Source organism: Mucilaginibacter endophyticus (assembly GCF_003351025.1).
GTDB classification, from domain to species: domain Bacteria; phylum Bacteroidota; class Bacteroidia; order Sphingobacteriales; family Sphingobacteriaceae; genus Mucilaginibacter; species Mucilaginibacter endophyticus.
Genome location: NZ_QPCG01000007.1, coordinates 199,227 through 224,467, shown reverse-complemented (window position 1 = coordinate 224,467; position 25,241 = coordinate 199,227). Strand labels below are relative to the sequence as shown.

12 protein-coding genes are annotated in these 25,241 nt (G+C 42.8%); 5 read left to right on the top strand and 7 right to left on the bottom strand.

The genetic code is table 11. The features are described from left to right. Nucleotides 1-26: 26 nt before the first annotated feature. Nucleotides 27-2,705: a DUF7133 domain-containing protein gene (locus DUL71_RS25475; RefSeq protein ID WP_114940688.1), complete on the bottom strand. Its 2,679-nt coding sequence runs from the start codon at nucleotides 2,703-2,705 to the stop codon at nucleotides 27-29. A gap of 43 nt (nucleotides 2,706-2,748) precedes the next feature. Then, on the bottom strand, nucleotides 2,749-3,606 hold the full coding sequence (locus DUL71_RS25470) for a 3-keto-disaccharide hydrolase (RefSeq protein ID WP_244228832.1): 858 nt from the start codon (nucleotides 3,604-3,606) through the stop codon (nucleotides 2,749-2,751). A gap of 307 nt (nucleotides 3,607-3,913) precedes the next feature. Between DUL71_RS25470 and DUL71_RS25465 the strand changes: the two genes are divergently transcribed. The 5 genes from DUL71_RS25465 (at nucleotide 3,914) to DUL71_RS25445 (ending at nucleotide 16,156) form a co-directional block, all read left to right on the top strand. Beyond that, nucleotides 3,914-7,993, top strand: coding sequence for a hybrid sensor histidine kinase/response regulator transcription factor (locus DUL71_RS25465; RefSeq protein ID WP_114940687.1), 4,080 nt, complete (start codon nucleotides 3,914-3,916; stop codon nucleotides 7,991-7,993). Nucleotides 7,994-8,115: 122 nt separating this feature from the next. Next, entirely contained in the window at nucleotides 8,116-8,952 is an 837-nt protein-coding gene (locus DUL71_RS25460; RefSeq protein ID WP_114940686.1) for a glycoside hydrolase family 16 protein, read from the top strand. A gap of 533 nt (nucleotides 8,953-9,485) precedes the next feature. Further along, nucleotides 9,486-12,686: a SusC/RagA family TonB-linked outer membrane protein gene (locus tag DUL71_RS25455; RefSeq protein WP_114940685.1), complete on the top strand. Its 3,201-nt coding sequence runs from the start codon at nucleotides 9,486-9,488 to the stop codon at nucleotides 12,684-12,686. A gap of 16 nt (nucleotides 12,687-12,702) precedes the next feature. Next, nucleotides 12,703-14,391, top strand: coding sequence for a RagB/SusD family nutrient uptake outer membrane protein (locus DUL71_RS25450; RefSeq protein WP_114940684.1), 1,689 nt, complete (start codon nucleotides 12,703-12,705; stop codon nucleotides 14,389-14,391). Between the two features lie 154 nt (nucleotides 14,392-14,545). Then, nucleotides 14,546-16,156, top strand: coding sequence for an FG-GAP repeat domain-containing protein (locus DUL71_RS25445; protein WP_161964507.1), 1,611 nt, complete (start codon nucleotides 14,546-14,548; stop codon nucleotides 16,154-16,156). A 23-nt stretch (nucleotides 16,157-16,179) separates the two neighbouring features. On the opposite strand, the gene DUL71_RS25440 is transcribed toward DUL71_RS25445, so the two are convergent. The 5 genes from DUL71_RS25440 to nirD form a co-directional block, all read right to left on the bottom strand. Beyond that, nucleotides 16,180-17,622 (bottom strand): rubredoxin, encoded by a 1,443-nt coding sequence (locus tag DUL71_RS25440; RefSeq protein WP_114940682.1) that lies wholly within the window; start codon nucleotides 17,620-17,622, stop codon nucleotides 16,180-16,182. 4 nt (nucleotides 17,623-17,626) lie between these two features. Continuing rightward, nucleotides 17,627-21,139 (bottom strand): nitrate reductase, encoded by a 3,513-nt coding sequence (locus DUL71_RS25435; RefSeq protein WP_114940681.1) that lies wholly within the window; start codon nucleotides 21,137-21,139, stop codon nucleotides 17,627-17,629. A 91-nt stretch (nucleotides 21,140-21,230) separates the two neighbouring features. Further along, nucleotides 21,231-22,526 (bottom strand): MFS transporter, encoded by a 1,296-nt coding sequence (locus tag DUL71_RS25430; protein WP_114940680.1) that lies wholly within the window; start codon nucleotides 22,524-22,526, stop codon nucleotides 21,231-21,233. 111 nt (nucleotides 22,527-22,637) lie between these two features. Next, on the bottom strand, nucleotides 22,638-24,179 hold the full coding sequence (locus tag DUL71_RS25425; protein WP_114940679.1) for an alginate export family protein: 1,542 nt from the start codon (nucleotides 24,177-24,179) through the stop codon (nucleotides 22,638-22,640). A gap of 674 nt (nucleotides 24,180-24,853) precedes the next feature. Next, nucleotides 24,854-25,204 carry a nitrite reductase small subunit NirD gene (gene nirD, locus DUL71_RS25420; protein ID WP_114940678.1) on the bottom strand — a complete coding sequence of 117 codons (351 nt, stop codon included), beginning with the start codon at nucleotides 25,202-25,204 and terminating at the stop codon, nucleotides 24,854-24,856. Nucleotides 25,205-25,241: the final 37 nt, after the last annotated feature.

Genomic DNA, 25,241 nt, shown 5'->3' with positions numbered 1-25,241 from the left:
TCTTTGTTTAGCGAGATTATAAACTATCAATTCTTTTGCTGAGAAAGGAAGGTTACAAGCGATGCAAATTCTTCATAAGACAAAGCGCTGGCTAATCCGGTTGGCATCATAGATGTTTTCAATTCCTTGCGGCTAAGGATATCACTTGCCTTGATTGTGAATACATCGCCCGCTATGTTTCTCATCACCACTTTCTGGGCTGATTCTTCAGAAATAAAGCCCATATAGCTTTTATTGCCTTTTGCGGTAATCATCACGGTGGCAAAGCCCTGCGATATGGAAGCGCTTGGTTTCAATATGGATTCGGCTATTTGCTGGCGGTTCATGATTGATCCTATTTGACCCATAAACGGTCCTTTCAATTTTTCACCGCGGTTAAGGCTATGGCAGGCAACGCAGCCCTGGCGGGTAAACAAAGCCTTTCCTATTGCGGGATTACCTTTAACCTGGTTAAGCATCAGCATAATATCTTCTATAGATGAACTACCTATCTGCCCCTTTTTATTGCGGATCTTAGCCAGGTCAACCTTAACCTCTTTTGTCGCAGCAGGTTTTTCTTCTCCACCAAAAGCAGTTATTCCCATTTGATGGCGTTCGTTCAGGTCGGCAAAAAACTGTTTGCCTGTTACACCGGCTTTGGTTCGTTCAAGTGTCAGGAATTTCTCTATGCGTGGCGAAGCATCCCATTGGATACCTTTATAAATAGGCCCATGCGAATCCGGACGGGTCCCCCACCACCATGAAGCATCGTACGGCGCTTCTTGCTTGTACAGGCGCGCCAACGTTACCAGTATCTGTTTCTTTGTTTTGGGATCTTTGACTTTAGGGTAAGCAGCAATTAAACCGTTTACCGCTTTGTTATCATACATATAACGCAGTGCCCACAACGCCAGTGTTGAGTTAGGTGTTCCTATCGCGCCAACACATGCGTCAACCGCGTTCATACTCACAAGCGCCCGCACAGCTAAATGCGGTAGTATTATAGGCGAATTAGGTGTAGCGTGCGGCCCCTCTGTATTTTTAGCCGGGGCTACAAAACTTGCCGGAACCGGAGTTTTAAGCAATTCAGTAGCCGCCTCCAAACGACCCAAACGGCCCAGGCCGATAATGGCCGCAGCCTGCACACGCGGCGACGGATCTTTCAGTCCGCTTAAAAATGGTGCAATAGGAACCTGAGCTATTCCGCCTTTCCTGTCGGTTAAGGCACGCAGGGCAAATTCCCTTAAAGCATTATCATGCGTAAGTTGTACCAGGTTGGTTGTGCCGCTTTCGCGGGTAATTTGAGCGTATGTAAATAAAGCTGCTACGCGGGCATACAAAGCGGCACCTGCATCTGATGCTATCGCGAAAGCAGCTTTGCTGCTTTCATCTGCCGGCCTCGTAATAAGCTCCTGTGATGCATTTAGCCTTGCCACGGCGCTTTCTGATTTTAGCAGATTGGCCAGATCTGATACCGACATAGCTTTAATATGCGGGAACGCTTTATACGTCCAGCCATTAGGTATGGCCCTGATAACATAGCCCTTTGAAGCACTACCCGAATAACCCGCGCCATCCCAGGCCGAAAGGTAAAGCCTCCCCGAGCCATCTACATCCAGATCGGTGATCTGCGGTAATTCAATAAACGGCTCTTCGGCTTGTTTAAAGCTGGCGCCATCGGGTGTTACCCTATTAATATAAAGCTCGCTGCGTCCCCAATCAGCTGTCATAGGTACGTGGTTATATTTTTCTGGCCAGGTAGGTTCGTCCATAAATAATGAACCCGTTCCCGAACCGCCGCCCAAATCAACCAGTGCCGGCAAAATCTCATCAGTAAAATGCTGAAATAATAAGGGGTATCCATATTCGCCGGATTGGATTTGATGCGAAAAACGGATATTCCAGCCGCCGCCATCATTGGTATTATCGCGGGTAAATACATTCATATATGGATCTATAGCTACATCATAAATATTACGTAAACCATGCGTATAAACCTCCATTTCTTTGCCATTGGGCCGCACTCTGATAATACCGCCGCCAAGCATAGTAAGTTTTTTACCATCACGGTCTGTTGCGTCATGGAAACCGAAATCACCCACAGCAATATAGATCCATCCGTCAATTCCCATGCGGATACCGTTGGTTGCGTGGTCTGTTCCGCGCTCAACCAGCATATGTGCGTTACTCAAGTGCTCAAGAAGTGGCTTTGGAGGCCCATCGGCAATGCCGTCATGATCTTTATCCTCAAAAACTTCAAGGATCATTCCGGTTGCTTTAAGTGTTTCTTTGGAGAAAACCGTATGGAGCACAAAAACCTGGTCGCCCATGATGAGTATACCACGGGGGTCATCAACATCAGCAAAATCAGTATGTTTATCTAATTTGCCATCGTTATCGCTATCAATGAGTTTAATTATGCGCCCTTTCCCCGGGTCTTTACCCAGCGAACCGATCATATCAACGCCAACAAAAACTTCGCCCGTTGCTGCTACAGCCAAACAAGCCGGGCTTGGAGTAAGATCCGGTCCCGCAAACCTGGTGATGGTAAAACCAGCAGGCCAGTGAAGCGAATCGCTTTTAGTATGATTTAAATCTTTCGCTTGTTTTGAAACGGAAACGCCACGTTTAGCAGGCTTTACTTCATGATTGCCGGTATTCGCAAAGTACTTGAACGACAGCAAAAAGGACATACATAAGAACAGGGTCAGGGAAAACTTTAACATTGTTTCTTTCTTTGGTTATAGGTAAAATTATTGGTGATTCTTTTTATTGTTTAGGGACACGTTTTTCAGCTGTTAATTGCCGTATCACGCCCGCCAGTTTTTGAGGGTCATGCGCATACTTTTCTAAATTAACAATTTCCACCTTTCTGAATTCTACAGGATGACTTTCGCTTTGTAAAGAAATTGTGCCGCTTTTTAACAGGGCGCCTTCTTCTGCTCCACCTACCGGGTCTAATTGCGGGCGCTGATAACGTAGCACTTCATCGCCATTTACATAATGTACAACAAGCGAATCGCCCAATACCAAAGCCTCCACCCTAACCCACTGGTCGCCATGAAAGGTTGCTGATTTTGAATCCAGGCAATGACTTTTAACAACAGAGTTATCCAATACATATTGGGTGCCCGGTGTACAAACGTTGGCTGTTGGCCTTTTATCCTTCCCGTTACCACCCAGCAGCTGAACCTCAATTGAAACAGGAAAATCCTGATCAAGGCCCATGGTTTTCGGATCCTGACCGTGTATCATGACACCACTGTTACGATAGGCCCATCCAGGACCGTCCTTAACCTGATCACCCGTAAAACGATACTCTACGCCTATCAGATAATATGAAAAAGGCTTTTTATAGAACAAATGCCCATATTGCTCATCAAATTTTGAATACTGGTCATAATTCACCTGTATTTTGCCATCTACAATCCTGAAGGTATTGCCGAAATTTTCATTCAGTTTATGTTTTCTGATCTTAATAGTCCAATCCTTTAAATCTTTCCCGTTAAAAAGCTGCTCCCATTTAACTTTAGGCGGAGCATCCGCGCTTTTAAGGGCCAACAGAAAGGGCAGGCTGAATAACACTGCGATACTCAGCATCGGGAATAGGTGACGGCGTTTCAACATAGGTACTTATAATTTTTGTGCGTGATATTAATTGGTTTGGCTTTACAAGCAAACTTGTGCAGTCGGCTTAAATTGGTATCTCCATCAAAAATGCAATAATACTATTAGATATCAGGGGGACAAAGCCTTATATTTAAGGGGGTAAAATAAATCATTCAAAAAACAAAGCTGCACTAAGTGCATCCGACCGTACCGAGCCGTTCCCATTTTTGTAACATTCCCGTTTATAATTAAAATCCGGTTTCTTTTGTCAATGATTTTGATATTTTTACTTACCAACTATTAACCAATAATTTAATAACCGATAATGTATAGCAGGATAAATAATGCTTTAAATCCGAGAATATATTTTAGTTTATTATTCCTTTTTACTTACCTGAATGCCTTAGGTGCTACCGGCGGGCCAATACGATATCTTGGCATCGAAAACGGTTTATCCAATAACGCTGTCACCTGTATTTACCAGGATAGGTATGGTTTCATGTGGATGGGCACCTATGACGGCCTGAACCGGTACGATAGCGATGTATTTAAAATATACAGAAATGAATGGGGCGACGATAAATCACTGCCCTACAACCACATAACCGCTATAGATGGCACAGCCGATAAAATATTGGTAGGCAGCCAGCGGGGGCTTTCATTTTATGATTACCAGGATGCCCATTTTCACCCCGAATATTACCTGGATAGCCATAGCAAACAGCGGTTAAAAATCGCATTTAGCATTAACAACATATCCAGCAACAAGGATAGCAATGTATATGTCGGTTCAAGTGCGCACGGGCTTTTGGAGTATGATAACAGCCTTAAAATTTATCGTCAGGTAGTCCTTAATACCAGTTACAATTATAATGTACAGGCCTTATGCCAAGGCACTGCCGGGGTGTGGGTATTTGCAAAAAATAACGGGCTCTGTTATTACAATCCCCAATCAGGCCACTTAAATTTAATTAATAATAAATTACTCTCCGCCACCTGCTTACTTGCAGATAAAGCAAGCAACGTTTGGATCGGAACCGAGAACGGCCTGTATATTTTTAACCAAAACACCAAAGCTGTAAGCAAGTTTAACCCCGGTGCAGGTAAACTTACAAACGATAATATATTTAGCGTAACTATAGACGAAAAGGGTGATTTGTGGATAACCACCGATGGCGGGGGTATAAATATTTTTAACTTTAAAACGGGCAAACTCAGCTTTATAACTTGTGGCAATAAGGCAGGATCCTTGCGCAGCGGGGCCGTTACCACCGTTTATCACGACCGGGAGTCAAGAAAGTGGATAGCTACATTACGCGGAGGGGTTAGCATTATAGATAATTTAAAAAAACCATTTCCGCTTTTCAGCAATGATCCATTTAACAACAACAGTGTGATCAACAATTTCATCCTATCATTTTGTGAAGATGAAAAACATAATTTATGGATAGGTACAGATGGCGGTGGCCTTTCTTATTGGGATACTAAAAACAATCTATACACCAATTATACCCATACCTCCACCGGTGGGGGCTTAAGTTCTGATTTTATTACCAGCATACTTAAAACCTCCGACAATAAAATATGGATTGGTTCATACAATGGCGGCATTGACCAATTCAATAAAGCAACCGGTAAGTTTAAACATTACAGCTGTTATAATACCTTATCCGGCACTATCGATAAAAATCTTTGGAAGCTTTATGAAGATTCCAAACACCGTTTGTGGGCCACCTGTACACGCAGCGGTTCCGTATATCTATACAACAGAAAAAAAGACGAATTTGAACTATTCGATGGCAACCTGGTTAATGTTCATTCCATATTTGAAGACAGGCATGGCACGGTATGGGCAGGTGATTTAACCAGGCTCATTAAATTAGATACCGTTACCAAAAAACATCATTTTTTTGATATTGGCTACGGAGTCAGAGCTATAACCGACGATGATTCTAATCATCTGTGGGTTGGAACAGAGGGTGGCGGTTTACTTAAATACGATCTTTCAAATATGAAATATCAAAGGTACACCAAAGCTAACGGTATGCCAGGCAATTCTCCCTTGAACATCCTGGCGGATAAAAAAGGAAATCTTTGGTGCAGTACTTATAATGGCCTGACCAGGTACTCTCCGTCAAAAAACACTTTTACGAATTACACCGTTTCTGACGGTATTCAAAGCCTTCAGTTTAATTACAATGCCGCCATACGGTTGCAGTCCGGAAAAATGGCGTTTGGTGGTATCAATGGTTTTAATCTTTTTGATCCGGATAGTATACAGGTGGAAGACCATAAGCCAGACCTGCATATTACCAGTTTAAAGATCAACAATTCGGAAGCTGATAGCTCCGGGCTAATGAAAAGCCAATCGCTGGCCGATCTTAAAACCATTGAGCTGGACTATGCGCAGGCAGCTTTAACCGTACATTATACTGCGCTTGAATACTCCTTCCCCGATAAAATTGAATACGCTTATTACCTTGAGGGCTGGGATCACCGATGGAATTACGTAGGCCAAACTAAATCGGCTTCTTACACTCATTTAGATGAGGGCAATTATACGCTCAGAATTAAAGCCACCGACACCCGCGGAAACTGGATGCCCGGTCAAATAAGCATTAAAGTAATTGTATTCCCGCCCTGGTACAGAACATGGTGGGCATATGCCGTTTACATGATCATAGCTTTCGCCTTAATATACATCTACTTCAGATACAGGGAAAAACAGGCAAAACTGAAATTTGAAATTAACCTTGCCAACTTGAACGTTGAAAAGGAAAAAGAAATTAACGAAAAGAAACTCGCTTTCTTCACCAATGTATCGCATGAGTTCCGTACCCCGCTTACATTGATCATCAACCCAATTAAAGATCTGTTGGATAAAAACAAAGGCAGTGCCGATGAGCTCGGTACAGTATACAAGAACGCCCGCCGGTTATTGGGACTGGTAGATCATTTGCTGTTATTCAGAAAAACTGAAAGCGAAAATGCGGAACTGACGATAAGTGAGATAAATTTTGTTAGGGTATGTGAAGAGGTATTTTCCTGCTTTGCCCATCAGGCAAAAATTAAAAAGTTGAACTATACTTTCGAAACAACAAACCCGCGCATCGAGGTATTTGCTGATATCGAAAAAATTGAGATCTCGTTATTCAACCTGATTTCAAACGCGCTTAAATTCACACCCGATCATGGTAACGTGAATGTGTTTGTAGAGGAAGATGAAACGCAGGTCTACTTTAAAATCAGCGATAGCGGGATTGGTATTGACGCCGAAACCGGTGATAAGCTTTTTGATAAGTTTTACCAGGTAAAGGACAGCAACAGTTCAAAAAAAGGGTTTGGCATTGGTTTGTACCTTGTTAAAGTATTTATTGACAGCCATAAGGGTGCAATAAGCTATTTAAACAACAAAGATGGTGGCACTACCTTTACCCTAATGCTTCAAAAGGGAGCAAAACATTTCAATACCGATGAGGTAACTATTGGTGTTGGTGCTAATCCCGATTATGAATTTGTGAATGAACTTATTGATCATGACAATAAGGACCTTACAGAAGAAACTCATGAATTACAAAAGCTTGAATTATTTGCGGAAGAAAAACATACCATTATAATTATCGACGATAATGAACAGATAAGAACCTATATCAGGAAAATATTTTCGGCCGACTATTCGGTGATTGAGGCAAAAGATGGAGCTATTGGTCTTGAGCTGATCAGAAAACATATACCGGATGTAATTATAAGCGATATTGTGATGAATGGCATAAACGGCCTTGAACTGTGCAGAATGATCATGGAAGATGCCGCGATAAAACATATCCCAGTTATTTTGCTTACCGGCGATACCACACCAGATATTATGGTTAAGAGCATTGAACAAGGGGCAATGGATTTTTTACGCAAACCTTTTGATAAGGAATTGCTTACTGCCCGGGTTAAAAGTGTACTCAGAAACCAGATAAAGCTTCATCAGTATTTTTATAAAGAGGTTACCAAGGACAATGCCGGACTTAAAATTTCCGGGGAAGATAAAGACCTGCTTAATAATTGTATAGCTGTTATTGAGCAAAACTTTACCGAAGATAACTTTGATGTTTATGCTTTGGCCAAAGCCATCGGTATCAGTTATCCTACACTGTTTAAAAGAATTAAAGGCGCTACCGGGCAATCCATTAACAACTTTATCAGGTTTGTTCGGCTGCGAAAGGCTGCCGAACTGCTTATTCAAACCAATTGTAACATCAATGAAGCCGCGATACAGGTAGGCATCAGCGATATCAGATATTTCAGGCAGCAATTCAATAAACAATTTGGTGTTAATCCATCAGAGTTTGTTAAGAAGCACAGGGCAAACTTCCGGGTTTCGTACCGATTAAATGAATTTGAAAAATCAGCTTAAAGTAAACCAAAAGGATAAAGCCCCTTTAATTTATTGTTTTGCCCCCCATCGGCATTCCCGAATATCACTTAATTTGTTTTAAGAAAGCCGCCCCGATTATAACCATTTAAATAAGCGCATTTATGATGATCAAGAAGATAATTATCGCCGGAATGTTAATGATCAGTCCTTTTGCAGGTAAATGCCAGCAGGATACCACCGGTGGGTATAAACTGGTTTGGGCAGACGAGTTTAATACAAACGGCGCGCCTGATCCTGCCAACTGGAAATTTGAAACCGGCTTTGTGCGCAATAATGAAGATCAATGGTACCAGTCACAAAATGCCTTTTGCCGCAATGGTAAACTCATAATAGAAGCGAGAAAGGTACACCAACCCAATCCCGATTACGTTCCAAACAGTACCAACTGGAAACAGAAAAGAGAATTTATAAACTATACATCCTCAAGTATAAATACCAGCGGCTTACATAATTTTCAGTATGGGCGCTTTATCATGCGCGGGCGTATCAGTACTGATGCCGGTTTATGGCCCGCTTTCTGGACACTGGGTATAGGCAAGCCGTGGCCATCTAACGGTGAAATTGACATTATGGAGTATTATCGCGAAAAGCTTCTGGCCAACATTGCCTGCGGTACTTCGGCACCTTATAAGGCCAAATGGTACAGTAATACCAAAGCGTTGAATACGTTCAAAGCCAACTGGAGCAAAAAATTTCATATCTGGCGGATGGACTGGGATACCGAAGCTATAAGTTTATATGTAGATGATTTCCTGCTTAACCGTGTAGCGCTTAAAGACCTGGTTAATCAGGATGGAAGCCAGTTTAATCCTTTTATGCAGCCGCATTACATATTGCTGAACCTTGCCATAGGCGGCGACAATGGTGGCGATCCTTCAGCAACAAAATTCCCTAAACGTTATGAAGTTGACTACGTTAGGGTATATCAAAAAAATTAACCCCTCGCAGCGAATAATAAACGTCCGGCACTTTTTTTACCCCGGAATGTTTAAGTGTTATATGCTCGCCATCTTCATAAAATGCGATTTCGCCTCAAAAACGGCGATGTTATGTATTTTATCCCCTTTATTTTACAGCTTTGTCCCCTTTTTTTCTGAAAAAATAGCGGTTAATTGTGACACCAATTAGCGGTAAGCGCTTGACTACCGCAACTATTATTACGACCTGCTTGTACAATTTTCATTTAAGTTGATCCATAAAATCAACCATAATATAGCCAGGAAAACGCCTCAGAGCGGGAGCTTATTTATGGTTTAATAATACGGAAAAGCAACTCCTGTTCTTTGATAGCGATATATTATTACGCCCTAAATTTAAACTGTTGTTTTAACACTTACTATCCTGTTAATTAACCAATTATAAACCTAACCGAAAAAAATATGGCAAGACAAAAAAAGTAAAAAGAAAATCGGACTAAGATCCCAATGCATTAAATAAATGCTCCAATCTCAACTCTTAATCAACTCTCATTATGCAGTATTTTTTACCTGTTAAAATATTTTTAAGAAAAATATCCCGATCAGTCACCTTCCCCCTGATCCTGCTGATAATTGCTCAAACAAGTTCCTATGCGTCAAACCGCGCCCGTTTCAGCAATAAGCTAAACTCATCAGCCACCGCTTATAAACCGGCCCCTATTAAAGGAAAAATCGTTGATAAAACTACCGGCGAAACCATCATCGGCGCGTCCGTAAAAGTAAAAGGAACAACTGTAGGGGCCGTTACCGACGTTAACGGTAGCTTTACCCTGAATGCCGATCCAAATGCTACATTGATAGTTTCTTACATCGGCTATGAGCAAACTGAATTTCAACTTAACGGCCAAACCTCCGTTACCATCAGGCTGCAGGCATCTGCCAAAAACCTTAACGAGGTTATTGTGGTAGGTTACGGTACCCAGAAGAAAACTTCCTCTACCGCGGCAGTATCAACCATACAAACCACCGAAATTGCTAAAAAGCCCGTAGTTAACTTAACCAACAGCTTGGTTGGTCGTGCCTCTGGTTTAATTATTACTCAAGGAAGCGGCGAGCCGGGTTACGACGGTTCAAACATCCAGATCAGGGGTATTGGTTCTACCGGTGGTAGTTCTCCCCTGTTGATCGTTGATGGTGTACCGCGCGATTTCAGCCGTCTTGACCCGAATACTATCGAGAATGTTTCGGTACTGAAAGACGCGGCAGCTGTTGCCCCTTATGGTGTAGCCGGTGCAAACGGCGTAATCCTGGTTACTACAAAAAAGGGTAAATCAGGCAAACCAACATTAACCTATAACGGCTATTATGGTATCCAGAACCCAACCAAGGTACCAACCTTTGTTGGATCATATGACTACGCTTTATTAAGGAATGAGGCAAACGCCAACGATGGCCAGCCACCTGCATACACAGCAGAGGATATCCAGAAATTCAAAGACCATTCAGATCCTGACGGGCACCCAGATGGACATCCGCTACAGCAAATTATTCAGAAAAACCGCCCTATTACTTATCATAACGTAACATTGGCCGGTGGTACCGAGGATATCAAATATTTTGCAGCCTTAGGTTACACACACCAGGATGGTATGTGGAGTACTACTTATCTTAACAAGTACAATGGTTCGTTAAACTTAACTGCAAATGCAACCAAAAGCACTACTGTGTCGTTATCGGTAAACAGTTATGTTGAGGATCAGCATTTCCCATCTCAAAGTGCTGCCACCATTATAGGTCAGGCACAGCGCCAGGCACCAACAACCCCCATCTACTACAGTAATGGATTATGGTCGGGTTATATCGGGCAATCGCTTATTGGTGAAATTTACCACAGCGGCTATCAATTCAATGAAAATACAGCCGTCCTTTCGCAATTTACAATTGATCAGAAGCTTCCGATTAAAGGTTTAAGCTTAAAAGGTGTTATTAGCTACGATAACGGCCCGGATCCGCTGTTTACAGGCAATATCACATCGGTTCAACGTATTTATACTACACCAATACCTTTTTATAACGTTGACGTAACTACTACCCCTTATACCTACAAACAAGGGATCCAGGGTAACTCAAAGGCAACGTTCTCTGAAAACTATAGCCAAAACCACTCTTTAACCATTCAGGGCTTGCTATCATACGCCGGTTCATTTGGCAAGAGCGATGTTACCGCTTTAGCTGTATTTGAAAGCCGCCGGGTTAAATACGAAACTTTTGGAGCAACCAAGTACAACTATAACCTTGATATTGATGAGCTAAATTATGGTGGCCCGGCTGCCGCGGATGCCACTAACTTCGGCTACTCAAACGGGCAAAAACAAATAGGTTATGTTTACAGGGTTGGCTACTCTTACGATAAAAAGTATTTGCTTGAAGCTGCCGGCAGGTATGACGGAAGTTACTTGTTTGCACCGGGACACCGATATGGCTTTTTCCCGGCTTTCTCGGCCGGATGGCGCTTGTCTGAAGAAAAATTCATTAAAGACAACCTGCTTTGGCTGGATAATTTAAAGCTTAGGGCTTCATGGGGTAAATCGGGTGCCTATCCAAGAACTGGTAATGCCATCCAGACTTATCAATATCTGAGCCCTTATAACCCTTATTCTAATTCAGCTGTGCTTAATGGCAGCGCTACCCAGGGCATCAATGAGTCGCTACAGGGTAACCCAAATATCACCTGGGAAAAAGCGACTAAAACCGACGTAGGCTTTGAAGCAACTTTATGGAAAGGTTTACTGAGCATTGAAGCCGATTATTTTTATGAGAAGCGTGCTAATATGCTGGTAAGCATTGGCAATACATTACCTGGCGAATATGGTATAGGTACAGGGCTTGTAAATGGTGGTATCATGAGCAACCACGGTGTTGATTTAACCTTACAAAGTGGCCACAGTTTTTCTAAAGATTTAAGATTAGATGTTACCGGTACATTCACTTTTGCAAGGAATAAGCTATTACAGGTTTATGAAACCAGTGCTACTGCCAATAATCCCAACAGAAGACAAACCGGTCGCCCGATTAATACCCAATTTGGATATGAAGCATTGGGATACTTCAAAACAACCGATTTTAACCCTGATGGATCACTAAAAGCAGGCATACCTGTTCCGTCTTTCGGCCCGGTTAAGGCAGGCGATATCCAATATGCGGATTTGAGCGGACCCGATGGCAAACCGGACGGCAAGATAGATGCCAATGATCAAACAGTGATCGGTCACCCTAATACCCCGGAAATTATTTGGGGCTTGGAACCAAGATTGACGTTTAAAAACTTTGATCTGGACGTATTATTCCAGGGTTCAGGTAACAGTAGTATCCAAATCAACAACTACTTCGCGTTTCCGTTCAACGCCTCTGGCTCTGCTTCGCAATTGGTGTTTGATGACCACTGGACCCCGTCTACTCCGAATGCTTTATATCCACGGGTTACGGGTACGCCAACATCAAATAATACACAGGCTTCTTCCTGGTTTATCAGGAACGATTCGTACATCAGGTTAAAAAGCTTTGAGCTTGGCTATACGTTGTCAAACAAACTGTTGAAAAACAAGATCCAATCCATAAGGATATATCTTGCCGGGCAAAACGTGATTAACTCTTTACCGCATGTAAAAGAGATCATCGACCCGGAAAACAGTGGCAGTAACACCAATTACTACCAGCAGCGTGTATTTTCATTAGGTGTAAATGCCACATTTTAACTAAAATAAGAAAGCGATGAAACAGATTTTTATAAAATACCGAGAACTTTTTTTACTTGCTTTACTTGTTGTAAGTATTAGTGGATGTAAGAAAGATGATTCATTAAATGTAACGCCCAAGGGGTTTCTGACCGACGTTGCTACATTTGGTTCGCAAAGCAACGCTGATCTTTTTGTGAATGATATTTATAATCAAATTCCGGATATCAACAACGACTATCAGCTTACCGAGCAATATGCCGACAATAGCTTTTGCGGCGCCGCCTGGGAAAACGGGCAGGCTACGGTAAGAGCAGGCTCCATAGGCCCAAGTAACGTACCAACAGGCCCCGGTGGCATGTGGGACTGGGAAGGTAACTATGGCAAAATCAGGAAATGTAATATATTTCTGCAGCAGGCCGCAGCAAACAAGGATAAATACACCGACGACTGGTACAAACAACGTGTTGCCGAAGTTACATTTATGAGGGCATATTTCTATTCGCTGCTGTTTACTGCTTATGGCGGCGTTCCGATTATTACAACCCCGCTTAACAACCAGGATGGCAGCGACATTTTTACAGCACGCTCCAGCATTGATGAAACAGTTGCCTTTATTGAAGCTGATTGCGATGCGGCAGCGGCGGTTTTGCCAACAAAAGCGGCCGAAAGTGGCCGTGCAACCAAAGGAGCAGCATTAACACTGAAAGGCTGGGTTGAGCTTTTTGCAGCCAGTCCGCTGGTGAATACCGCCAATGATGCTGGCAAATGGAGCAAAGCTGCGGCTACCAATAAATCGGTAATGGATATGGGTACTTATAGCCTATTCAACACTACAGCTACCTCATATGCCGATCAGTTTTTATCAGCGAATAACTGGAACGTTGAAACTATTTTTGCCCGCGGTTATGCTACGGGCCCTGCAAAAGGCAGTCACCGCGAAGGTTACCTTGGCCCGGTGTATGTAAATGGTGTTCAGCAATCATGGGGTAACCTTGCGCCTACTCAGGGCTTGGTTGATGATTACTCAATGGATAATGGTTTACCTATTACCGATGCCGCTTCCGGTTATAACCCTCAAGATCCCTATACACATCGTGAACAGCGCTTTTATCAGTCAATCTTGTACGATGGAGCACCATGGCAGGGTGATATCTTTAAGTCGCGCATAGGTGGCAGTAACCAGATTGACCTTGGCTCTACAAGCGATATCACCAATACCGGTTATAACGCCCGCAAAACACTTGACGAAAGTATTACCGGGCAAACCAGTATCAACCTGGCGCCGAGCTTTGCCAATTACATCATCTTCCGGTATGCCGAAGTATTGTTAAGCTATGCTGAAGCCCAAAACGAAGCCGCCGGACCGGACGCTTCCGTTTATGACGCGGTTAATAAAGTGAGGGCCCGTTCTGCACTACCGGCTGTAAAAGCAGGCTTAACCAAGGATGAAATGCGTGTGTACATTCGCCGTGAAAGACGTATTGAGCTGGCGTTTGAAGATAAGCGATGGTTCGATATCCGCAGATGGTTGATCACTACGGGGCCAACCGGCGTACTTACCTCGCCTGAATATGGTATGAAGATAGAGGCCGCCGGCTCGGGATTATCCTATACGCCGGTTAAAATATTCACCAATACCTTCTTCGAGCGGCAAAACTGGATGCCAATTCCGCAGACAGAAATTGATAAGAATAAAAAGCTGGTACAAAATCCAGGATACTAAACTAATTAACTCCTAAACCGATGTAACCCCGGGCATTGCGCCTGGGGTTATGTTTTTAAAGTACATTCTAAAAATAACCAGGAGTGCTAAAAGAAATAACCAAACCTATCTAATTGGTTTATTGGTTGTATCTTCATCACGCATCTTAATATTCATGATTAATAGACCCGATAAGCACCGCCCTGCAAAAGTTTCAAAAGCTGTAATTGTTAGTATTGTGGTTTTGGTGATAGCAATTACTATTGGTTTGTTTTGGTATTTACAGGCAAATAAAGAAGACAATACAGCTGCCAACGAGGGAGAGCATTTCCAGATAGCCACTGTGGAAAGCATTGCTGCCGGAAAGGTATTAGCCCAACAATACTGTACTTCATGCCATATGCTACCCGATCCCGCACTGCTTAACAGGTTTAAATGGAAAAATGTATTTCCGCAAATGGGCTTACGCATGGGGATCAAAAATCACCGCGGGGAATCTTACGTAGGATCAATAAAAGGCGACGACCTGGTAGTGCCCTCTGCTCCTGTTTTAAATAATGAGCAATGGCAGGACATTATAGATTATTACATGAACACTGCCCCTATCAAGCTTCCTCCTCAAAACAGGCCATTGCCTATAAAAAAAGAACTGCCATTTTTCGCTGTCGAAAAACCGCAGCAATCGCTTGAAGGAAAACAGGTATTGGGTAGTTACGTAAAAATAGATAACAGTGTTAAACCAGCCCGCATATTTATTGCTAACGGGCAGGCTAAAAAACTCTACCTGTTATCGGTACAGCTAAAAATCATTGATTCAATTGCTACAACAGGGCCAGTGGTTGACATCCTTTTTGACCATGGTAACACCTTGGTTTGTACAATAGGTAAAGATCTGGGTGCAAACAGCGATAAACTGGGTACAATAACCCAGCTAACGATTTCGGCTGAAGGTAAAATGCGGCTTGCCCCCGAGCCTACTTTTAGTAAACTTGGCAGGCCTGTACAGATTTTGGCTGCTGATATTAATGGAGACAACAAAACCGACTATGTTATTTGTGAGTTTGGGAGCCTAACGGGCGAGTTATGCTGGATGGAGAACATAGGCAACGGCAACTTTACCAAACATGTTATAAGTACCTTACCCGGCGCCATTAAAGCCTATATAGATAATCAGGATGGTAAACTGCCCGGACTATACGTACTTTTTGCACAGGGCGAAGAAGGTATTTTTCACTTTACCAATAAAGGCAATGGTAAATTTGAGGCAAAAGAAATGCTTAGGTTCCCGGCTATTTATGGTTCATCGTATTTTGAGATGGTTGATATAAACCACGATGGATATAAAGATATCGTGTATACCTGTGGCGATAATGGGAATGCCACTTTGGTATTAAAGCCCTACCACGGTGTATATATTTTTATAAATGATGGAAAAGGCAATTACAAACAGCAATATTTTTATCCTATAAACGGATGTTATAAGGCAATTGCAAGAGATTTTGACGGCGATGGTAATATAGACATTGCAACTGTCAGTCTTTTCACTGATGCCCGGCAACCAGAAGAGGGCTTTGTATATCTAAAGGGTACAGGAGGTTTAAATTTCACCCCTTACGCGCTTTCTCCCGATATCAAATTTGAGCGTGCGGTTACCCTTGATGCCGGCGATATCAACGGAGATAATAAGCTTGATTTGTTGATTGGAAATGCCTATTTCGATTTTGGGCCATTTGGCTACAATGTTAGCGAACCGCTTTTCTATGCTTTAAAAAACGTTGCAAAATGAAAGTGTTTAAACTATTCGCATATCTATTCAACAACACACATAACCTCGGCGAAATTCTCTTTTTCTGAGCCGCAAGTCGGGCATTCGTAGTTAGATAAATTTTCAAAAGGTATTCCTGGCTCTATTGCGTTCAGCAAATCACCATACAATTCGTCATAAATGGTGAAGCAGCTTTTACATTGATGAACAGTTTTCTGGTTAGTTGATTTAACCTCATTATTACTATTACTTACCTGTAAAGGCAATCGGTTATTGCACTGCTGTTCGTAAAACATATCGCACAACGCTATCAGGTGTTTACTGAGATCTGCTTTTGGAACGCTTTGTTTATATACCACAAATTCGCGGGTGTTGTGGTTAAAATCGCGGGTATGTACAATCTCAAACTCATCGGGCATCCGCGAACGGATCATAACCGAACCATAAATACCCGATTTAGGCGAACGCTTTATGGCAAAGCTAAGGCCGTAAGTTCGCAGATCAGCCTCTTCAAACTCGCTTACCAATTGCTGCTTAAGCTCAAGACATGAGCTGCAAAGATCCTCAACCTGCCAGTTAAGCTCGTTTGAGGCATGCCTGATATTTACCCGGTATTTGTTAAGCAGGTTGCCCCATAATGGCCGGTGTTTAGCCTCAATATTTTTTATCAGTAAAGATTTCCATGGACTGATGTACAACTGCCCTACCCTGGTTTGCATGCACAGGTTACAGATCTCCTTCAAAAATTCGATGTCGAAAAGCTCATTACGCCGGTATATTCCCAGCCAGTATTTGTTACCCTGCTTATTAAAACCCTCGTAATAGGGTAATTGAAATTCAGGGATTACCAGCGGCTGATCAATTTCCTGTATAACAAATTGGTGACTGGCAATAACCAATTGATAAAGCTCTTCAGGATTGATCTCGGCCTGATCATAAAAGCGTGCCTTATTAGCAAATATTACCTGTTGTATAGCTTTTCCTACGGCAGGAATATCGTCCGAATAAATCAATACAGGCCAGCAATACAGGATATTGGTTTTAGGAAACCTGATATACAAATACCAGTAATTACTTACCGGCGAGTAAATGAAATTAAGGTTGCCTGTAAAAAAAGGGGCGAAAGTTTGGTTGCTGTCAACCAGGTTTATTTTTAACTCGGGCTGATAATCAAACAGGTCGAAAATATCTTTATAAACGCCTTCTTTGAGCCAGTTTTCCTGGTTAAAGATCCCGTCGGCGATATAAGAGCTGGTAATATTGGGGTAAGCGTCCTGGTTAACTTCATGATCAATACCGGCGCTTAACATGTCAAACTCCAGATCTTCAAGGCGTGCCTCGTCAAGCTCAAAATAAAGCTGCTGCCGGTTACCAAAACGCACCTGTGTAGCACCTGCATTTTGAGCTATGATGAGCATTTCATAAAAATCGCCGGCAGAGGCTACGCCTCCCGGCAGGTTTATCTTAATCAGTTGCTTATTCTCCATTGGTTCAAGCTTTTACTAATTGCTGCTGAAGTGCCTCTTCCAGCAAACGTTTAACCTCAGGCCGGCATGATCCACATCCGGTTCCGGCTCCTGTCTGGCTGCAAACATCTGCCAGTTGCGTGCACCCGCTTGCTATTTTATTACGAATATTATCCGCCCCTACGTTATTACAACTGCAAACCAGCTTACCTAAAACAGGTTCGGCGGTTTTGCCGCTGCGAAGTAGTTTAAGGCGCTTATCGCTTAGTTCGGTTTTGTTGGCTATCAACTCCCTAAACTCCTGAAATTCGCCTTTATCACCAATTAAAATGGTACCTACCAGCCTATCCTGGTGAATAATACATTTCTTGTAATAGCGTTTGGCTTTATCTATAAACACAATCTCCTCATAATCTTTATCATTAGGGCAATCGGATAAACCAATGCTGCACAAATCAAAGCCATGAATTTTGATAATATTCATAAACAAGCTGCCTTTATAGTAACTGGCAATGTCGCCATTCATATATCCGGCAACTACGGCTGCCTGCTGTTCCGCCGCTGCGGTTATGCCGTATAAAGTACCCTGAAATTCGGCTATTTCACCAATGGCGTAGATGTTAGGGTCGCTGGTGACCAAGCGTTCGTTCACTATTACGCCACGCTTAATTTCAAGACCGCAATCCCTGGCAATTTCCAGGTTAGGCGTTGTGCCTATGGCCAGGATCATGGCATCGCAATCAATTTTTCGCCCGCTTTTTAAACCGATACCAGTCAGCTTACTGCGGCCATAAAACAACTGCACTTCATCATCATAAAAAATATCGCAGCCCTGGTCAACCATTTCTTCGTGCAACAGCCTGCTGCCAAGCTCATCCAGTTGCCGGTTTAAAAACCTTGACGTACGTTGAATAATAGTTATGGTGATACCGATCTCACGCAGGGAAGCGGCCATTTCCAGGCCTAACAAACCACCGCCTACTATTACCACGTGCCCGTTTTTAGGTACATGTTTTTTAAAGTTATCCGCATCGTTACGGCTGCGCATGCTGAAGATGCCCGGCAACGATGGCACATTTTTAGGGATTGCAGCTCGGCTGCCGGTAGCCAGCAGCAGTACATCATAATATGTTTTTATGCCCCGGCTGTCCAGCACATATTTATTGGCACGATCTATTTTTTCGATGCTTACGCCTCGTAGCAACCTTATTTTAAGTTCAGGCTCTTCCTCATCGGTCATTTTTACCAGCTGCTCCCAACGTTGTTCGCCACTGATATAATCGGGCAGCATTACGCGGTTGTAAAAGGGATGATCTTCTTTACTGAAAATAATGATCTCGTCATCCTTATTCAACTCCCTGTACGAGCGTACAAAGCCATGTGCACCTGCCCCGGCGCCCACTACCACAATTTTTTGGAAAGGCTTTTTATACTTTTCAACTTTTACCGCGCAATACTTAAAATCAGGCTCTTTCGATATCGGGTCTACGGCATCGTTGGTAACATTGTTAATGCGGTGCAGGTCGTTATTGAGGATCTTGCCCCAATGCATCGGCACAAAAATTACGCCTTGCTTTATCTGTTCGGTAAGACGCGCTTTAACTCTTGCTTCGCCTCTACGGGACGTAATAATAGTAACGTCGCCTTCGCTGATACCCAAAACGGCAGCATCGGCAGGGTTGATCTCAACAAAAGACTCCTTAATATGTTGATTAAGCTTGTTCACCTTTCCGGTTTTGCTCATGGTATGCCACTGATCGCGGATCCGGCCGGTAGTGAGAATGAAAGGATAATCATCATCAGGCATTTCGCTGCTATGCTTATCGGGCACAGCGCTGATTTGCGCGTTACCCGTAGCCGTGTAAAACTGCTTATCAGTAAACAATCTGGAAGTTCCGGGCGCTGCCTGGCGTTTTTTATATGGCCATTGTACCGAGCGCTGCTGTTTAATGATATCATAGCTAAGTCCGCTGATATCAATATTGGTTTTAGCGGTAAGTTTAGCGTGCTCGGCATAAATTTCAGCAGCGTTTTTAAAGTCAAAGCCCTTATATCCCATTTTACGGGCAAAACGGCAAATGATCTCGCTATCCGGCATAGCTTCACCCGGTGGATCAAGTATTTTATTGAGGTAGCTGATACGCCTTTCGGAATTGGTCATCGTCCCTTCCTTTTCGGCCCAGGCCGCGGCGGGAAGGATCACATCGGCATAAGCCAAAGTTTCGGGTTTATTGCTGATCTCCTGAACCACCACAAATTTTGCTTTTTTCAGGGCTTCCTCAGCCAGCCGTACATTCGGCAAACTGGTAAGCGGATTAGTACACATGATCCAGATAGCTTTTAGGCTACCATTATTCAGGGCCTCAAACATTTCAGTGGCCGTTAGCCCCGGCTTGGCGGCTATCTCTTTTCCGCCCCAAAACTTTTGTACCTCTGCCCGGTGAACCGGGTTTGCCAGGTTACGATGCGCCGGTAAAAGGTTTGCAAGGCCACCAACCTCGCGCCCACCCATAGCATTAGGCTGGCCGGTTAACGAAAGCGGTCCGGAACCCGGTTTACCAATATGGCCGGTTATTAAGCTGAGGTTTATGAGGCTCAGGTTTTTATTTACCCCAACAGAACTTTGGTTTAAGCCCATTGTCCACATGGTGATAAAGCCTTTTGATTCGGCAATATATTTGGCTGCAAGGCGGATATCGCTTTCACTAACCCCGCAAATAGCCGATGATTCGGCAAGGGTGCGCTCAAATACCAGTTTACTATACTGCTCAAAGCCATCAGCATGATTGCTCACGAACTCAATATCAATGTCGCCATTCTCAATCAACACCCTACCAATAGCATGGTTCAGGGTGATATCGGTACCCGGGTTCAATTGAAGGTGCAGATCGGCAGTGCTACAGGTATCGGTTACCCGCGGATCAACCACAATGATCTTCACATCAGGATTGGCAGCTTTATGCGCCTCAACCCTTCGCCATAAAATAGGATGGCACCAGGCTGGGTTGGCCCCGGTTACATAAAAGCAATCTGCCAGTTCAATGTCGTCATAACAAACGGGCACGGTGTCTTCGCCAAGGGCTATTTTATAAGCAGCTACAGCGCTGCTCATACACAGGCGCGAATTAGTATCGATATTATTGCTACCGATAAAACCCTTAATTAGCTTATTAACAACGTAATACTCCTCGGTAAGGCATTGGCCCGAAGCGTAAAACGCTACCGAGTCAGGGCCGTACTTATCGATGAAGGTTTTGAAAATAGCTGCCGTACGCTCCAATGCATCGTCCCAGCTTACTCTTTGCAGGGGCATGCTTTTGTTGTAACGCATTTGAGGGTACAGCAACCTGTCTGATTTATCGTTGGCAGTATAATGCAGGTTGAGTCCCTTACTGCACAGCATCCCCTTATTAACGGGATAGTCTTTATCACCCTCAAGCGTTATACTGCCATTTTTTTCTTTATTAATGACCACGCCGCAGCCAACCCCGCAATAACAGCAGGTGCTTGTAAATGTATTTTGTTGTGAGCGCTTCATTTTTAGCTTAAAGCTGAAGGCTTGAGGCCTAAAGCTTTGTTTTTCGTTCTTTATCTTTATTAGTATTCAAAAAAGCTTTCAGCCTTTGGCTTTAGGCTACGCTTCCTGCTAATACGGCATCTTTTGCAGGTTCGGTAACAGCCTGTTTTTGAAAACGGGTTACCAAAACAATGGCAGAAACAATCATTACCGTAATACCGATATAGGTGAATGCCTGTACATAGGTGATATGTTCTGATTTAAAAAGGAAACCAAACAACATCCCGCCAAGGTTGCCACCAGCGCCAACAATACCGCTTACCATGCCCACATTTTTACTATTGATGAACGGAACGATACCATAAGTAGCACCGTTTGACATTTTAAGGAACAGCGCGAATGATAGCATAGAAATAATAGCCATGGTAAGGTTGCCGGACTGTGCAAACAAAATGAGGCCCATACCTTCCAGCAATAAAACACCTGCCAGCAACAATCCTTTGCCACGCATGCCGAATTTACCGCCAACTTTGTCAGATACAATGCCGCCCAATGCCCTTGCAAAAAGGTTCATGAAACCAAATATACCAGCCCAAAAACCAGCCGAGCTTTGCGACAGGTGAAAGGTATCCACAAAATGTAATGAAGCCACGTTATCAAAAGTGATCTCCATGCCAAAGCACATAGCATAAGCCATAGTCAGCGCCCAAACGCGCCAGTCGGCCAGTATCGACCAATCTGTTTTTGACGGATTGGTTTTGGCATAGCCAATCTCATCATAGTTACCATTAGGGGTATCTTTAGTGAATTTCCAGTATAAAAAAGCAATTGCCAGCATCAGTACTCCCGGTACTATCATGGCGTAGCGCCATGCTTCGGCTTTGGTATAGCCCGCTCCTACTATTGCGGCAAATATTAAAGGCATCACCATGTTGGTTACCCCGCCGCCAAGGTTGCCCCAACCGCCGGTTACCGCGTTGGCGGTACCTTTTATATTGGGCGCAAACATCATTGAGGTATGGAACTGGGTAATTACAAACGATGAACCAATTACCCCAATAGCCAAACGGAACAATAAAAATGAAGTATAATCATGAGCCAGGCCCACCAGGAACACCGGTAACGAACCAACGATCAACAACCTTACAGCTGTTTTTCGCGGCCCCCAGGTATCACAAAGTTTACCGATAATGAGGCGCGCAATGATGGTTGCCGCTACCGACGCGATAATGGTATTGCCAACCTGTCCTTTGCTTAAATGTAGTTCGGCGCGAATGGTTGGCATTAACGGCGCCAGGCCAAACCAACCAAAAAAGCACACAAAAAACATAAGCCACGTAATGTGAAAGGTGCGCATTTGAATGCCTTTCAGCGAGAATATATTGAGTTTAGTAAGTTGTTTTTCCATTTTTTCTAAGCTTTAAGCTCAAAGCCCGCAGGCTGAAAGCTTTTGTTTATACTCTGATCTATTTAGCTTTTTGGGCTTTAGGCTTTGAGCCTTAAGCTTTCTGCGTTTATATTACTTATTCAAAAACTCGGGTTTAATGTTAAGCTGCAGGTATGCCCAAAACGGGTGCAGCTTGTTAGCATCAGGCGTTAAGCCTTTGGCATATTCCATACTATGGGTTGCCGCCATGTAGGATAAACCCAAATCAACAACGGTAAATTTGTTAAGCTTGTAGCTGTTGGTAAGGTCAAATTCGGTACCAAGATATTTATCAATAGGCTGCCCGTCTGTTGCTTTCTGATCCTTTGCCAACAGGAAGTAATGGTTGGCCAGTTCTGTGCTAAAGCGCTTATTATCTGAAAGATATTTTATTTTAAGATAAGGATTACTTAAACCTCCTGTAGGCGATCCGCTAACGGCATAAAAATAATCCATATATCCCCAGAACTTGTGCGGGGTACCATACAGCGGGTCAAACCGGTGATCAGTTTTTGAAGATGAAAAAGAATCATTACCCGATAGATAATCCCAGCCGGCTGTATAAGCGAGGTTAACGCCTTTATAGCATAAAGATGTCGTAAATGTATAGGCGCTCAACTCCGCACCATCGCGGTCATGACCTCCCTGATAATAAAATCCACCCGTTGCCGCCCATTCATCCTTACTGCCGAAAACAGGGTTAACAAGTAAACCGGTTGTGTAGCGGGTATTAACACCAGGCTGATTAAACCGGCGACCGTAGATGTAACCAACGTCCTCGCCGGATACATTTTTAACCGAATCGAGCTTGTATTTGGCAAACTGATCGGCCAGGAAAAGACCGCTTATTTTAGTCTTGTTTAATTTTTTTGCAAAGTAGAGATATTCAAGTGCTTTATAGTTTTGATTTTGCCCGTTGGTGCCGGGTGGATTTAGAAATGACAGGTTACCGTTTTTAGCGCTAATACCTGCTGCATTTACCAGTGGAATAAGTCCGGCCGGTGTATTAGCTAAATTACCTTTGCTATCTTTAACGGTAGCCGGTACATTTGCCGGTGTATAATAAGTTCCGTTATAATTGATAGCATCTGAGCTTTGATTAAAAGCAGCGCCCAGATCAAGCTGCCAGCCCGATTGAAGAAGTTTTAATACGATAGCATCATGCCTGCGCCCCTGTTGGATCCAGTCGGTAGCGCCGAGCAGGCGTTCATCGTCATAGCTGATTTCCTGCCGACCTGCTTTAATAGCAAAATAATCGACAGGTGATTTCTTAAAAGAAGTGTCCTTTTTGTTAGAGAGGATCAATTCGGCCCAGGCCTCGTGAAGACTTAGCCTGTTGCCATCATTAATAGTAATTGTTGAGGCATCCTGGCCCCAAAGCCTTACATCCTGTACCGAGGTTTGAAAAATAAGCTTGCTGCTTTTGTAATTAAAGGTGAGCCGCGTTCGTTGTGATACAAAGGCCGCGTTTTTGTTACCTATCGGTTCTAAAGTTCCATAACCATCACGTAATTCGCCTCTTGTTTTGATCTGGCCGGTTAAAGACAGCTGCGCGGAGGCATTATAAGAAACAAAACATGATATAATTAATAGAATTTTCCCAATAGTGTATTGATTACATACATTTTTGTACATTTGAAATGGTTTTTTATTTGTTAAAGCGATTAAAAACTGTTTAACCCTGTCTGGGAATGCGACCTCCCGGCAGGGCTTTTTTATGTTTTTTTGATTTTCATCATAGGCACTATCTTTTTTCTGTTTTTTGACTGAATTAATTATGATAAATATAACTTATTTAATGATTAAGCACAAATAATCAATTTTTAAAGTTAATTTTTATGATAAAAGTTAGTATAAATTGATTTTTTTGACAAAAACTCAATTTTGAAACACATAAAAACTACAGAAATACATTTTTAACAATTTTTTAACAAGCATTAAATAGCAAAAACAAATAAAAAACTAACTTAAATCATATAAACAATAAAAACAAAACCCAAAAAACCTCTAAAACAGAATAAAAAATCAAACAAACTCACAAAACCAAACAACAACTAAGCTAACACATTTAAAAAACAACAAAAACAAAGCACACACCATCATAAAAATCAATCAAAGTGTAACAATTACACAATAAACCATTCAAAACCCGCCCATTTCACCTCAAAACACACAACTTCTTCTATATCGAATTAACAAAACCAAGCAAAATCGGAAAAGCAATAATTAAATTCCGAAATATCGCGCATAAAAAAGCGCTATTGCCCTACTTGACAACAGCGCCCGATACGAATTACTTCCTATAATTCTTAATCGATCCCTACAAAAACCTTTCCGTCGGCTATTTTTACCGGATAGGTCTTCAAAACCAACTCTTCTTCACCTAAACATTCGCCGGTAAGCAGTGAAAATGTCTTTTTATGAAAAGGACACGCCACCTTAGGCTCGCAGTTTTCACCTGCGCTACCAATCATTCCGCGCGAGATAGCCATTTGCTGCTTATGCGGACAAAGATTTTGAGTAGCATACCACTCATTGCGGCGTGCAAAATTAAATATCGCTATCTGCTCATCGCCATGCTTGATACATGAGCCACCATTTTCGGGCACATCATCAACATAACAAGCCATGATCCATTGTGTTGCTATTGCAGTTTCCATTGTGTTTTCTTTTAAATAATGACCAATCTAATTTCAG

Coding starts and splice junctions, on each gene's coding strand:
- DUL71_RS25435 (WP_114940681.1), bottom strand. CDS start 21,139: ATGAAGCGCTCACAACAAAATACATTTACAAGCACCTGCTGTTATTGC.
- DUL71_RS25475 (WP_114940688.1), bottom strand. CDS start 2,705: ATGTTAAAGTTTTCCCTGACCCTGTTCTTATGTATGTCCTTTTTGCTG.
- DUL71_RS25440 (WP_114940682.1), bottom strand. CDS start 17,622: ATGGAGAATAAGCAACTGATTAAGATAAACCTGCCGGGAGGCGTAGCC.
- nirD (WP_114940678.1), bottom strand. CDS start 25,204: ATGGAAACTGCAATAGCAACACAATGGATCATGGCTTGTTATGTTGAT.
- DUL71_RS25425 (WP_114940679.1), bottom strand. CDS start 24,179: ATGTACAAAAATGTATGTAATCAATACACTATTGGGAAAATTCTATTA.
- DUL71_RS25460 (WP_114940686.1), top strand. CDS start 8,116: ATGATGATCAAGAAGATAATTATCGCCGGAATGTTAATGATCAGTCCT.
- DUL71_RS25445 (WP_161964507.1), top strand. CDS start 14,546: ATGATTAATAGACCCGATAAGCACCGCCCTGCAAAAGTTTCAAAAGCT.
- DUL71_RS25455 (WP_114940685.1), top strand. CDS start 9,486: ATGCAGTATTTTTTACCTGTTAAAATATTTTTAAGAAAAATATCCCGA.
- DUL71_RS25430 (WP_114940680.1), bottom strand. CDS start 22,526: ATGGAAAAACAACTTACTAAACTCAATATATTCTCGCTGAAAGGCATT.
- DUL71_RS25465 (WP_114940687.1), top strand. CDS start 3,914: ATGTATAGCAGGATAAATAATGCTTTAAATCCGAGAATATATTTTAGT.
- DUL71_RS25450 (WP_114940684.1), top strand. CDS start 12,703: ATGAAACAGATTTTTATAAAATACCGAGAACTTTTTTTACTTGCTTTA.
- DUL71_RS25470 (WP_244228832.1), bottom strand. CDS start 3,606: ATGTTGAAACGCCGTCACCTATTCCCGATGCTGAGTATCGCAGTGTTA.